The sequence below is a fragment of the Psychrobacter sp. CX90 genome, assembly GCF_057396305.2.
Genome location: NZ_CM182008.1, coordinates 2,791,241 through 2,805,486, shown reverse-complemented (window position 1 = coordinate 2,805,486; position 14,246 = coordinate 2,791,241). Strand labels below are relative to the sequence as shown.

Annotated in this window: 7 protein-coding genes; 3 read left to right on the top strand and 4 right to left on the bottom strand. The window is 40.5% G+C overall.

Translation table 11 applies throughout. The annotated features are described in order from the left end of the window. Positions 1 to 21 precede the first annotated feature (21 nt). Positions 22 to 3,273, top strand: a complete 3,252-nt coding sequence (locus AC2SLN_RS11175; protein WP_486549406.1) for a hypothetical protein — start codon at positions 22 to 24, stop codon at positions 3,271 to 3,273. Positions 3,274 to 3,698: 425 nt separating this feature from the next. Next, positions 3,699 to 4,154, top strand: a complete 456-nt coding sequence (locus AC2SLN_RS11170) for a GNAT family N-acetyltransferase (RefSeq protein WP_486549407.1) — start codon at positions 3,699 to 3,701, stop codon at positions 4,152 to 4,154. Between the two features lie 33 nt (positions 4,155 to 4,187). On the opposite strand, the gene AC2SLN_RS11165 is transcribed toward AC2SLN_RS11170, so the two are convergent. After that, on the bottom strand, positions 4,188 to 5,882 hold the full coding sequence (locus AC2SLN_RS11165) for a WG repeat-containing protein (RefSeq protein ID WP_486549408.1): 1,695 nt from the start codon (positions 5,880 to 5,882) through the stop codon (positions 4,188 to 4,190). A gap of 187 nt (positions 5,883 to 6,069) precedes the next feature. On the opposite strand from AC2SLN_RS11165, the gene AC2SLN_RS11160 reads away from it, so the two are divergent. Continuing rightward, complete coding sequence (locus AC2SLN_RS11160) at positions 6,070 to 7,230, top strand: MalY/PatB family protein (protein ID WP_486549409.1); 1,161 nt, start codon at positions 6,070 to 6,072, stop codon at positions 7,228 to 7,230. 206 nt (positions 7,231 to 7,436) lie between these two features. Here the strand turns inward: AC2SLN_RS11160 and AC2SLN_RS11155 are convergent, their stop codons facing one another. The 3 genes from AC2SLN_RS11155 to AC2SLN_RS11145 form a co-directional block, all read right to left on the bottom strand. Beyond that, positions 7,437 to 9,158 carry a formate--tetrahydrofolate ligase gene (locus tag AC2SLN_RS11155; protein WP_486549410.1) on the bottom strand — a complete coding sequence of 574 codons (1,722 nt, stop codon included), beginning with the start codon at positions 9,156 to 9,158 and terminating at the stop codon, positions 7,437 to 7,439. A 153-nt stretch (positions 9,159 to 9,311) separates the two neighbouring features. After that, positions 9,312 to 12,407 carry an efflux RND transporter permease subunit gene (locus AC2SLN_RS11150; protein WP_486549411.1) on the bottom strand — a complete coding sequence of 1,032 codons (3,096 nt, stop codon included), beginning with the start codon at positions 12,405 to 12,407 and terminating at the stop codon, positions 9,312 to 9,314. Positions 12,408 to 12,567: 160 nt separating this feature from the next. Beyond that, on the bottom strand, positions 12,568 to 13,890 hold the full coding sequence (locus AC2SLN_RS11145; protein ID WP_486549412.1) for an efflux RND transporter periplasmic adaptor subunit: 1,323 nt from the start codon (positions 13,888 to 13,890) through the stop codon (positions 12,568 to 12,570). Positions 13,891 to 14,246 lie beyond the last annotated feature (356 nt).

Sequence of the window (14,246 nt, the reverse complement as noted above, 5' to 3'; positions counted from 1 at the left end):
TATTTTGTTCAAGGTAATTATATGGATATCCAAGATTCAGAATCTCCCAAACAGTTTCTTAAGAATAGACGTCCCGAGCAATTCTCTACTTCTGAAGAATCAATCACAGGTCAACTTGATAGAGTACACCTCGAAAACTACTTGATTAGCCTTAATACGAAGAGCAAAGAACTACAGTTTGAGACCTTTGCTAAGGAACTTTGTCAAAAAGTGATTTGTCCGAACTTGTTAGAACAAACGGGACCCGTAGCGGGTGGAGATGGTAAAACAGATACTCAAACCTTCCCTGTATCAGAGCAAAATAAATTACTTTGGTATGTAGGCGTCAATAACAATGCTAACAATGAGCGTTGGGCATTTGCTGTTAGTACGCAAAAATCATGGAAATCGAAATGTAAAACTGACGTTAAAAAAATAATCGAAACCGAACGAGGTTATACAAAGGTATTTTGTATCACTAATCAACTTATTAAAGCTAATCAAAGAAGTGCGCTTGAAGATGAGCTATCGAAACAATACAACATTCAGGTATGTATTTTAGATTTAAGCTGGATACTTGATGAAACCTATAAGAATAAACTGGAAAATATTGCTATTGAGACACTTCAAATACCTACAAGCTTTAAGCGAGAAACTATATTAAGCGCTGATGACTATAGTAAAAAGCAAAGGTTTGACGAGCTAGAGTGTCAGATTAATAGTGAAATTAAACCTGATAATATTAGCCATAATAAAGTTGGTATTTTTTTAGAAGTTGCTAATTTGAGTAAGCAACTAGAACAACCTGTATTCCAAACTCAAGGATACTATGCTCGCGCTGTTAACATAGCAAAGCGTTTTGGCACAACAAACCAACTCTTCAATGCTTATTACAGCTACGCACGAGCATCTTATTACTGGTTTGAGGATTTTGATTTATTTAAAATTAACTTCATTTCTATTTATGAATTAATCACTGAATCTAGCAACTCAATACTTTGGGATGATTTCGTAACTCTCTTAACTATTTATATTACTGAAACGTATATAAAGACTAATAAAGAGGGCATACAAGATGATTCGATAGTAGCACACACAATTAATCAATTAAAAGATATCTCAAAGGACAAAAGTCGCCCAAGCAACTCTTTACAGGCTGAGTTATCCTTAACTAGGATTGAACTAATTTTGTTTTTTCAAGATTATGAAAAAATGAATGAGATTTTTTATAGAATACTAAGTATTTGTGAAGATGGTGAGTATTTAGTAGGTTTCCCATTTGAAAATGTTTATGGCTACATTAACGAGCTAGACAACTTGTTTAGTGAGTATACAGGCTATCAGGCTCTACAAGATTATCTTACAGAGCAGTCAATAAAGAGACATGGAGATACAAAAGTCAGTAGACTGACACTCGAACGTGGTTTGAGGCAAGCTGAGAAGAAAAACTATTACAAAGCTATTCAGTTGATTGGAAAAACACTTGCTCCTCTTAATAAAGAGGAATCCATAGAAGATGTGACATTTGCTAATATGGCTTTAGCAACCATATATACGCAAGTAGACTTACATTGGGCTGCTAGAGGAAGTCTTTTAATAGTTTCTTCTCTATTAACCAACTACTTCCATAAAAATGGAGTCATTTTATCTAAAGCTGTTGAAGCTTACTTTTCTGTAGCTTGGAATGAGTTAGTCCTTGGACGTATAGCTCAGTCTCTCACATGGTATGAAACTGCTTTGTTAAGTTCTCAAGCAATTAGTAGCGAATTTATCGATGAAGATAAAATTGAGAATTTTGATGGATGTTTAGCACACCTTTTACTTAATTGTGATTTAAAAGATATTCAGGAGCTAGAATATTTAGTCGAAAGTTTAGAGGCTTTTGGATTATTTTACTCTAAGGTTGCTTTACTATATGTTCTTGGCTATGAAGATGAGGTTAAGAAGCTACTCGACTGTGATGATGAAAAAAGAATATTACAATTAATGGTTGATTTTAGAGACAGCGATACAGGGCATCCATTGTCAAAACTATTGTTATTAACTCCCAAATATATTAGCTACTCATCCAAAGTCTTAGGATGTGAGGTGAAAGTATCCTTTCCTAATAAAACCCCTTTTATTGAGTTAGCGGAAGCTATCTATACTAGCCTTGAAAGCTTTCTTGCCACCGCTTTAACAGACGATATTTATGCAAAAATCCCTAAAATTTATATTGATATCTCTTCTTTTGAAGATTCCGATACCTTATTAAGTTATGAGTTCTCTGTACAGGACAGAGGTTCAGTTTTCGAAGTTTTTTGTCATCCTTATACATGGGCTAGTTTAAATCCCACTAATAAACCTGTCATAAACAAACAGTTTGAGTTTTTTATCATTAGTTTGATTGATAAAGCATTTATTATTAAAGATCTTGAAACCAGTCTTAAAAAAATGATTACTGAAGATTTGGTCTTTGCTCGTTCTATGATGTTTGAGACATGTTTAGGGGCGATATATAACGTTCTTGGAGAGAATGCAAATCAAAATTTATTAGATAAGCTGACTCAAGGAGAACGATATCCTTTAATGAGAAAAGCTGTTTGGGATAGTACTATACCCAAAACAATTGAAAAGATGGAGGAAGTTAAAATTGGTGACCATAATGATGTGCCTTATTTTGAGATGGAAGAGCACAAGCATAGTGAATTAGCCATAACTTCACTAATTAGAGTCGACTTATGGGATACTACTGTATGGAATGGTGTTGGCTATGCTGTCCTGCCTAATGAATCACCCTACATGTTTCTGCTTTTTAAAGATAGAGAACAAGGATTAAGAATATTTAGAGATTTAATCGAACAACTTACATCTGTTGATCGGGATAATAGACTTCGTATCTCTGTCATTAGGGGTATTGATAAATACAACCCAGCTTATTATAGAGTTGTTATATCTGAAAACATTAAGGAAAGAGGAAAAGCTAAACTTATAACAATGATATCTCGCATTCAAACTATGCAACCTAGTAGCGATTCGGGTTGGAATGCTTTCGAAAGTTTGTATAATAAATTTCATAACTTTAAAATAGCACCAGCTTATATAGTTGAAGGAAAAAGCGAACCTAAAGTTGCATTCGACTTAGCTATTAAATTGAAACACATTGTTATAAAACAAGCATGGGAAATAAGCATCAATGATTTAGAAAAAGTAGCTATTTACTCTGATGACAATATAATTGTGCCTGTAGGTGTGGAAAATCCTCCTTATCTTAAAGCTTTGGAGTCAATGGAATTTAGCAGTAGAAAACAATAGTACTAAATAGTGCTTCAAGTATTTTTAGTCTAAGGGTGTTTTTAATATCAGCCAAAACTACCCCTCTTCAATCCCCTTTAAATAAGCCATCCCAAACACTTGTTTGAGATGGCTTTTCACACATTTTAATATCTTGAATAAATCGGTATTACTTCAGTAACCGCTTTAGCCTAAATGAACGTGAAACTATTACAAAGCTTATCAATGCAATAGCGATAATGCAGATAGCAATGAACGATGAACAAAAAGGTCTTTTGTGATGTGGTTTTTAAAAAAGGCACATCATTGGTGATAAATATCTAAGATTTATTAGCTAAATTATAAAAAAGCTTAAATGATATGAGAGTATAAAGCTAACTTGTAATATATACCAAGCAAGTTATAGTTTAATCCTTTTTTTTGATCTTTCTATCAAGGCCAATCCCATGACCATTCGCCCAATGACAATTGCTGATTACGATGCTGTCTACACCCTATGGATAAACACCCCAAACATGGGACTTAACGACGTTGACGACTCGCAAGCAGGCATCGAGCGGATGTTGAAGCGCAACCCAACTCTAAGCTATGTCGCAGAAAGCGATAATGAAAATGGCAACAAACAAATTGTCGGAGTGATTATCGCAGGCGAGGACGGTAGACGAGGTTATATCTATCATACCGCGGTGGATACTGCTTATCGTAATCAAGGCATCGGGCAGGCTTTGGTACACAATGTACTGGATGAGATGAAGCGTTTGTCCATAGCCAAAGTTGGGTTATTTATCTTTAAGGACAATCAGATCGGTAATGGGTTTTGGAACAAGCTTGGTTTTGACGTACGTGAAGATATTCATTATCGAAATAGTGCACTCACTGAGATAGAGCGAATCGATACGTAAGGGTATAGAACGAGCTACCATGATGACAAGTCGCTAATTATCTACCCGCTGTCCTTGATGGTTAATTTTATGCCAACCTACATCTTCAATGATTTTTACACTAAATAAACCATTGTTATAGGCACCCACTAAATCATACTTAAAAGGAATGACCACTTCACCTTGGTTATTAATAAAACCAAATTTATCGTCTATCATAACAGCGGCTAACCCAGCTTCAAAACAGAAGGCTTCCTCATAGACAAATGGAATTATGACGTGTTGTTGACGGTTGATAAATCCATACTTCCCCTCTTGTTTGACAGGTGCAAGCCCATCGACGAAGCCTGAAGCTTCTTCATACTCAAAGGGTACAACAATATTGCCTTGCTGGTCTAAATAGCCCCATTGATCGTCACGTTTCACAGCTAATAGGCCTTCATTAAAATAACCCATATCCTCAAATTCAATAGGAATCACAATCTCGCCAGCCGTATCAATGATACCCCACCTATTATCTTGTTGAACTCTAGCTAAGCCTTCTTCATTAAAATCTAAGTAATGATTGTCATAGACAAAAGGAATGACGATATCACCCTGAGTATTAATAACCCCTGTTTTATTGTATTTACGCACAGAGCTTAACCCTTTATAGAAAAAGCTCGCACTGTCGTAATACGGGATTACCAGTTGACCTTGAGTGTCTATAAACCCCCAACTTTCATCCATTCTAACTCTTGCCAAACTGCCTTCAGAAAAAGAATTGGCATGGTCATATTGAAAGGGTATGACGACCTCATTATTAGGATTTATAAATCCGAATTTGCCGTCTTTTTTGACGGGTGCAAGACCTTGGGAAAAGTGTGATGCGTCTTGATATTCAAAGGGAATGACAGTCTCACCTTGATAGTTAATAAACCCACATAAAAAAAGATGAGTGTCGTCTTCAATTTGCACGCCTATTAATTCATCGCCAAATCCTGTCACACCTATATATTTAGGTTCTATAACTAGGTTGCCTGATTTATCAATAAACCCATATTTATTATTAATTTCGATTATGTCGAGTATCGGGTCTTGGACAGTCGTTTTGGTGTAAGGAGATATAATGGATGAAATAAATGTAGTATAAGAGGATATATTTGGAGTATTTTTATTTGAGACCATAATGGAGGGGGTTACCGTAGTACCTTGAGTGTTAATTACTTCAGTTTTACAACGGCTACGGACTAAGCTTAAACCATCTTTAAACGAGGTGGCATTTTCATAATAAGGGATTACCAGTTGACCCTGAGTGTCTATAAACCCCCAACTATCATCCATTTCAACTCTTGCCAAACCAAGTTCAGAAAAAGCATCGGCATGGTCATATTGAAAAGGTATGACGACCTCGTTATTACGATTTATAAATCCGAATTTGCCGTCTTTTTTGACGGGTGCAAGACCTTGGGAAAAGTGTGATGCGTCTTGATATTCAAAGGGAATGACAGTCTCACCTTGATAGTTAATAAACCCACATAAAAGAAGGTAAGACTTATCATCAATTTGCACGCCTATTAACCCATCCCCAAACCCAATGACACCTATGTATTTAGGTTCTATAACTAGATTGCCTGACTTATCTATAAACCCATATTTATTATCAATTTCAATTATGTCGAGTATAGGGTCTTGTAAAGTCGGTTCTGTATCAGTACAAATAAATGACGTATATACTGATGTATTTGGTACATTTTTATTTAATGCCATAAGGGTTTGACCGTTTGAAGTAGCTTGACACGCTATCAGAAGCAGAGTCGTTATTAACGATAAGCTAGCAAGAGCTAAGACACACTTAAATTAAACTTAAAATAGGTTTATAGATTCTACAGTATTAAAGATAGGTAGAAAGATAAATAGCATAAAACACCACTCTTATACCTTTCAGGAGACCACCATGCAATACAATTTTGACGAAGTTATCGACAGAAGTCATACCGGGTCGATTAAATGGCATTATGAGGACGACACCATTCCGCTATGGGTGGCGGATATGGATTTTAAAGCACCCAAACCCGTGTTAGATAGCCTTCAACATATCATCGACCACGGTATATTAGGCTATACCAAACAAACCGATGCGTTATATCAAGCAATTATAAAATGGCATGGTAGTCGCTATGATTTGCACCTAAAGCCTGAGCAAATTATATTCTCCCCCGGTGTGGTACCAAGTATCTCGCTGATGATCAATGTGTTCACCCAAGTGGGCGATGCGGTACTCATAAACGACCCCATTTATGCACCTTTTGTTACTAAAACAAAGCTTAATGGCTGTCAGGTTATTCGCTCTGCGCTTGTCGAGCAAGACGGAAAGTATGTCTTTAATTTAGACGATATCGAAGCCAAAATTAAAAAGCATAAAATTAAAGTTTTCTTGCTGTGTAATCCGCATAATCCGGGCGGGCGTGTCTGGACGGCAGAGGAGTTATCAGCGTTGCTTGACGTGTGCCAAAAGCACGATGTGGCGATTGTCAGTGATGAGATTCACCAAGATTTGACCTTGAGTGGTTACACATTTACACCCTTTTTAAAGCTTGCAGCAGCAAAGGGATATGCACACCGCGTGGTAAGTCTGACCTCAATGACCAAGACCTTCAATGTAGCGGGTATTAAAGGTTCGATGATATTTGCTAAAGATAAGGCATTAATTGAGCAAATTAAGCAAAAACAGCGCTTAAATGACGAATATGAGCTCAATTTATTGGCGTATACAGTGATGCAAAGTGCGTATGAGCATGGAGAGCAGTGGCTCACACAAGTACTGGAATATATCGAGCAAAATATCGATTTAACCATTGAGTTTTTGACATCACATTTACCAGATATTAAGGTAATGCGTCCAGAGGCCTCATATTTAATTTGGCTGGATTGTTCTGCTTATGCGGATGATGACAAGCTGCTTTATGACAAGTTACGCCAAGCCAAAGTGGAGTTAAACTCGGGCATCAAATATGGTAATGAGGGACATTTAAAGGTGCGACTCAATGTGGCGTGTCCGAGAGCGTTATTGCGTGAAGGTTTGAACCGTATTCATCAGGCATTATCTACGGATTGATTACCTTATCACTTTGGTTGGCGAGCAAAGGCAAGGAAGGAATAGGTACAAACAAAATAGGGTAGAAGTTGTATAGCGTTACTCAACTCAGCAGCTCAGTAGGACTAACCCTCTAAATAACCATAGCCGTTAGGCAGTTAGCCAAAGTGACAGCTAGCCAAGACAGTTAGCCAAGACAGTTAGCCAAAGTGACAGCGATTTTAGACTTAGGATAACCCTGAAATATTACCTTCAGCATCAATATCGATATGTTTAGCAGAAGGGTGTTTGGGTAAACCTGGCATTCTCATGATATTGCCACAAATGACCACAATAAATCCTGCACCAACAGAGACACTAACGTCTCGCACATAAATATTAAAACCAGCAGGGCGTCCAAGTAGTTTGGCATTATCAGTTAACGAGTATTGTGTTTTAGCGATACAAATAGGCATTTTATCTAGGCCTATATCTTCTAAGCGGCGAATTTTTGCCATAGCAGTGGTGCTAATTTCAATATCATCTGCCCCATAGACTCGAATGGTAACCGCTCTAATCTTATCAATAATGCTGTCTTCATTAGCATACGCCAGTTTAAAGCTGCTCGGTTGATTCTCATGACTGGCAAGTAGGTCTAGTAGTGTTTGAGCAAGGGACTCTCCACCAGCGCCCCCTTTTTCCCAAACTTGGCACAGCTCAACCTTTACTCCTTTATCGGCACAGGCTTTACGCACTAGCTCAACTTCGGCATCTGTGTCACTGATAAAGTGATTAATAGCGACAACAATGGGTAAACCAAACACTTCTTTCATGTTTTCTATGTGTTTTAGCAGGTTGGGCAGGCCTTTTTCTAACGCTGCTAAATTCTCTTCCGTAAGGTCAGATTTTGGCATCCCTCCGTTGTATTTCAGTGCTCGAATGGTTGCGACAATGATGGCCGCATCAGGCGTCAGCCCTGCTAAGTTACATTTAATATCACAGAATTTTTCGGCGCCAAGGTCAGCCCCAAAGCCTGCTTCGGTTAAAGTGTAATCTGATAAATGCATGGCAACCCGTGTCGCAATCACTGAATTGCAACCATGAGCAATATTGGCAAAAGGACCACCATGCACGATGGCGGGCGTGCCTTCAATAGTTTGCACAAGGTTTGGTTTGATGGCTTCTTTAAGCAAAGCAGCCATAGCACCGTTGGCCTTTAACTCTTTGGCATATACAGGTTTGTTGTCGTAGGTGTAGGCGACTAATATATTGCCCAGACGGTCTTTTAAATCGGCCAAGTCTTTTGCCAAACAAAAGATAGCCATGACTTCGGATGCCACTGTAATATCAAAACCATCTTCACGTGCCACGCCGTCTGTTCGTTTACCAAGCCCACCAATGATGTTGCGCAGTTGTCGATCATTCATGTCTACGCTACGTCGCCACAGCACTTGTTTGGGGTCAATATTTAATTCGTTACCCTGATAAATATGGTTATCGATCATAGCCGCTAGTAAGTTGTTGGCGGCACCAATAGCGTGGAAGTCTCCAGTAAAGTGCAGATTAATATCTTCCATTGGTACTACTTGAGCATACCCGCCACCAGCAGCGCCGCCTTTGATACCAAATACAGGTCCGAGAGAGGGCTCCCTCAGAGCTACGATAGTTTTCTCTCCAGTATTTTGCTGTTTGTGCAAACGGTTTAAAGCATCGGCTAAACCAATTGTCACTGTGGTTTTCCCTTCTCCGACAGGTGTGGGGTTAATGGAGGTCACCAAAATTAGCTTGGCCTTTTTTGATTGAGTCTTAGATTTGGCTGGCTGGGAGAAAACATCCATGGGGTTTAATTTGGCTTTATGGTGTCCATAGGGCTCAATCTTATCGTATGCTAAGCCAATTTTTTCAGCAATAGCGCTAATCGGTTGTAACGTGGCATTTTGGGCTATTTCAATATCACTAAGTGCAGCCATGCTCTTGTCCTCGGTATATAGGAGTTTGGGAGTTGATTTTTATTATTTTTTAAAGGGATAGCCTTTCAGACTAGGGGCTGTTTGATCCTTCAACAGACCCTAATGGCATCAGCCTGATAACTAAAAGTTTAGTGATGAACACTATAGTGTGCTTTAACTGGCTTGCTCGGTTTTACCATGCGGACGCAGCCACTTGCCAAACCATTTTGAAATATCATCCATAAAAGTATAAACCATAGGAATAACAATGAGGCTCAAAAAGGTTGACGTAACCAGTCCACCAAGCACAGCCGCGGCCATTGGACGGCGGAAGGTTGGGTCTGCTTCGCCCCACCCAAACACTAAAGGTAACATACCAGCCCCCATGGCAATTGTTGTCATAATAATGGGTTGTGCCCGTTTACGACAGGCATCTAAAATCGCCTCGAAACGGTTTAGGCCGTGGTCTCTTTCTGCAATAATGGCATAGTCAACCAGTAGAATTGAGTTTTTGGTAGCGATGCCCATTAACATAATAAAGCCAATCATTGAGGGCATAGATAGGCTACTGTTGGTAATGACTAGCCCCACAAATGCCCCGCCAATCGATAACGGCAGCGCCATTAAGATAGTGAAAGGTTGTAACACTTTACCAAACAACAGGATGAGCACCCCAAAGATGCAGATAATACCAACAGACATGGCAATCAAAAAGCCACTCATTAGCTCCGCCATACTCTCAGCTTGACCTTGGTCGATGACTGAAATCGCATCCGGTAGAGCACCTGCTTGTAATGAAGGAACTGCTTTGACCGCCTCAACTAACCCACCAAGCTCGCCATTACCTATCTGAACGCTAATGTTAATGGCACGTTCACGGTCAAATCGACGAATCTCTGAAGGGCCAGTACCAAACGATAAATCTGCGACTTCACTAATACGGGCGCCGTTTGCAGTGCTGCTAGGTACAAATAAATCGCCAAGTTCACTGACATTATTGGTAGCATCTTCTGGTAAACGAACAACGATAGGCACTTGACGGGTGTCGAGATTGAGCTTAGACAGACGTTGTTCATAATCGCCAACGGTAGCCACCCGAAGGGTATCAGAAATGCCTTGGGTGGTAACCCCGTGATCTGCCATTGCCACACGGTTTGGTATAATCGACAGCTCTTGTCTAGGCAAGCTTCTATTGCTAGTGACACTACCTGCCATAGGAAGTGCTCGGATTTCAGTCATGACTTGTTGAGCCGTTTGTTCGAGTAAGTCAGGATCGGTACTGGTCAGCGAAAAGCTATAGCCATTTTCGCCACCACTTGATAAACCCACTTCAAAGCGGGCGCTAGGGACTGCCATCAAACTATCGGTAATTTGCCGCTCAATTTCAGTTTTACTAACTCGCTCGCTACGTGGCTTTAGTACGATATCTAAACTGGCTGCATTAACCGCACTGCCCTCTTGCGAACGTGAATCAAGGCTCGCTGCTTGCGGGTCGCCAATGGCACTCAATACACTAGCAACACCATCAATTTGCAAAATGCGATCTTCTGCCAACTTAGCAATACGCGTGGTGTCCTCTAGGCTGGCATCTGGCGTGAGTTCAATACCTACACGGGTTTGGTCAATATCATTTTCGGGTATAAATGTGGTTGGTAATAATTTGACTAGGGTCAATGATGCAAAAAATAACACGAGTGTGGTACCTAATGTAATCCACCGATGTTGTATGGTCCAGCCAACCGTTTTCAAATAGGTTTGCATCAATTTGCTTTCTTTTTCGACATAGTTTTTTTCTGGTCGTAATATGTAGGCGGCCATCATTGGTGTGATGAGACGTGCAACAAGTAAAGAGGCAAAAATAGCTATGGCGGCGGTCCAACCAAACTGGCGGAAGAACTGACCAACCACACCACTCATAAATGCGGTAGGTAAAAATACCGCAATTAGGGTAAATGTAGTGGCGACTACCGCAAGACCAATCTCATCTGCCGCCTCCATGGCGGCCTCATAAGGCGTTTTACCCATCCGCAAATGGCGCATGATATTCTCTACCTCTACAATAGCATCATCCACCAATACCCCAATGACAAGCGATAATGCCAAGAGGCTAATGATATTCAAGCTAAAATCAAACAGGTACATGCCTAAAAATGTTGGAATTACTGAGAGAGGAAGCGCAACAGCAGCCACAATGGTGGCACGCACATTACGCAAAAATAAGAATACAACCACAACCGCTAAGAGGCCGCCTTCAATGAGCATTTTAAGAGAAGCGTTATAGTCTTCATCGACGGGTGTGGCACGGTCAAACACCTTGGTAATGCTGTAGTTTGGCATCTCAGCGCGCAGCTGTGCTAACGCTTCATCGACCATTTCTACCACTTCAACTTCACTGGCACCGCGTGAACGCGTTACGTTAAACGCCACCACAGTTTCGCCATTTAGTTTAGCGAGTGAGCTGGGTTCAGCAGCGCCATCTGTGATGGTTGCCATAGCTCTGAGCGACTGTGTACCGCCCGTAGGCAAAGCGATTTGTATGTCATTTAGCTCGCGGGCATTATCGACCGCACCAAGCACACGGATGGTTTGCGTACTACTACCTACTTTGGCTTCACCGCCAGAACTGTCTTGCTGAATGCCCGCGATTTGTTGCGATAATTGGGTAATAGGTAACTGTAATGCATTCAGGCTTGAGGGATTAACTTCCACGCTAATTTCACGCTCTAAGCCACCCACACGGCTTACCGAATTGACGCCTTTGATACTAGAGAGGCGTTTATTAATAGTGTCATCAACAAACCATGATAGATCTTCAACACTCACATCTTTAGCAGTTATGCTATAAGTGACAACAGGTAGGCCAGCAGTAGATACTTTAGATATGATAGGGTCATTTGCTGCGGCAGGCAGGTCGCCTCGTACTTCTCCGACTGCGGAGCGCACATCGTCGATTGCTTCTTGAATGTCTTTTTCAAGCACAAACTCAGAGGCTATCGTCGCTGATCCTGTTTGCAAGGTGGTACGCATGTGCTTGATGCCTTCGATGGTCGATAGCTTATTTTCAAGCTTTTTTGCGACATCGTTTTCCAATTGACTGGGTGCTGCGCCAGGAAGGGTAACGGTTACCACCACAGCAGGTAGATCAATATCTGGAAACTGCTGTACCTTCATTTGCATAAATCCATAGATGCCGCCCAATGTGAGCAGCACAAATAGCAAAATTGCTACCAGCGGGTTTCTAATGGAATAGGCTGAGACATTAAGGCTCATAGATAAATCCTGCGTGTATGTATCATCAATATTCAATAGGATTGACGTCGTTTTATTATGACGCTATTTCTTAATAATACGGATGACGTGATAGGAGTACTTGTTGAAAATTAACTCAATATAAGGCTTATTGGTAGTGAATCAAACTTTATAACCGTGTTTAATTATTTGCCTGATTGCTTGCCTTGCCATTAGCGTCAGGGTCAGGTTGTTTAGTGGCATCTGCAATACGTACCACATCGCCATCATTCAAAAAGCTACCGCCTTGGCGTACTATGTTGCTATTACCAGATAACGGTTCAAGGAGCACAACCTGATCGCCACTACGCTCGCCAAGCTTCACTTTAATACGGCTGATACGATATATGGTTTCTCGGTTCTCATCTTTTACCGCTTTAACCTGCATCACATAATCGTAGCCATCTTGAGTTACTACAGCACTCACAGGAATGGTCATTTTTGCATTGCTACCCAGTTTAAAAGTACCACGTTGATACATGCCAGCACGCGCATTTGGGTGACGAGCTAAAGAAGCGTATATCGTTACCTGACGGCTGCCTTTTTCGGTGGTCGGTGCAATACGGCTTACTTTACCCATCACGCTCTTATTATTAGGTAGGCTAACTTCAACAGGCGTGCCTACATTGATGTTGCCTAATCTGCTTGGGTCGACTTGTGCTTGCCACTCAAGTTTGCCATTTTCTATTATGGTAAACAGGGGCTCAGGGCCAGGAACACTGCCCACATTGGCTGTTTTTTCGCTGATGACACCGCTAACAGGGGCGGTCACGTTAGCGTTTTTCATGTTTAGATTTTGATTATTTAGGCGAGCTTTAGAAGCAATAACAGAGGCTTCTGCTTGATTGGCAGTGGCGATATAGCGATCGAGCTCTTGTTGGCTAATCGCTTGCATCTCCAGTAAGGGCTGCACTCGCTCTACATCTCTTCTGGCAAGTTCAAAACTGGTTTGTGCTTCAGCAAGTTCGGCTTGAGCTTGGGTTAGTTGTTGGCGCATGGCATCGGTATCAAACACTGCCAATACTTGACCTTTTTTAACTTGTGCGCCTTCTTTAACTAAGACTTTATCAATTGTTACCCCGCTGACTTTCGCATTAACCGTAGCTGTTGTTTCAGCACTAATCGTCCCATCGGCACTTAAGGCATCTTCAACGACTGATTGTTGCGGAGTGACAGTTTCGACGGTTAAAACGGGCTTTTGCGACGAAGGCTTTTCGACCTCTGTGATGCCTGTTGCGGTTGCAATTTGCGGTGTTACTGACTTCTCGGCATTGTCGGCTTGTTTTTCTGTCCACATTTTGCCACCGAACCAACCGATCCCTAGCGTCACTAACAAGATAGGCAGTAGCCAAATCCAATTGAACTTGGATGTTGAGGGCAGGGGATAAGGCGGCTGGATTTCGTTCAGGTCGTCAGGCACTTTATTGTCATGGAGTCTATTCGGGGTATTAGGATGATCGGTCATAGCAGTCTCGCAAACGGCTTAGTTTGGATAGAGTCAAATATTTGAATTATACGGCAATTATGTCCTACATGTTTACGGTTGGTGTAAAGCTTTAGTTACAAGGCCAATGGATAGGGTCTATAGACAAATATATGCAATATGAATATGTGAACAAAAAAAAGAACAAAACAAACCAAAAATTTAACATAAGTAATTGTTTCTAACTTATAAGACTAACTTTTTGGCAATGAGTAAGACAGACTTACATAAAACTATTTTTGAATTATAACTTTACACTAGGTTTATAAATTAAAAATATTAACCCGTTATCTTAAAGTCGACAGGCTAAGCTCAATATTTTTATCCGTCATTTTATT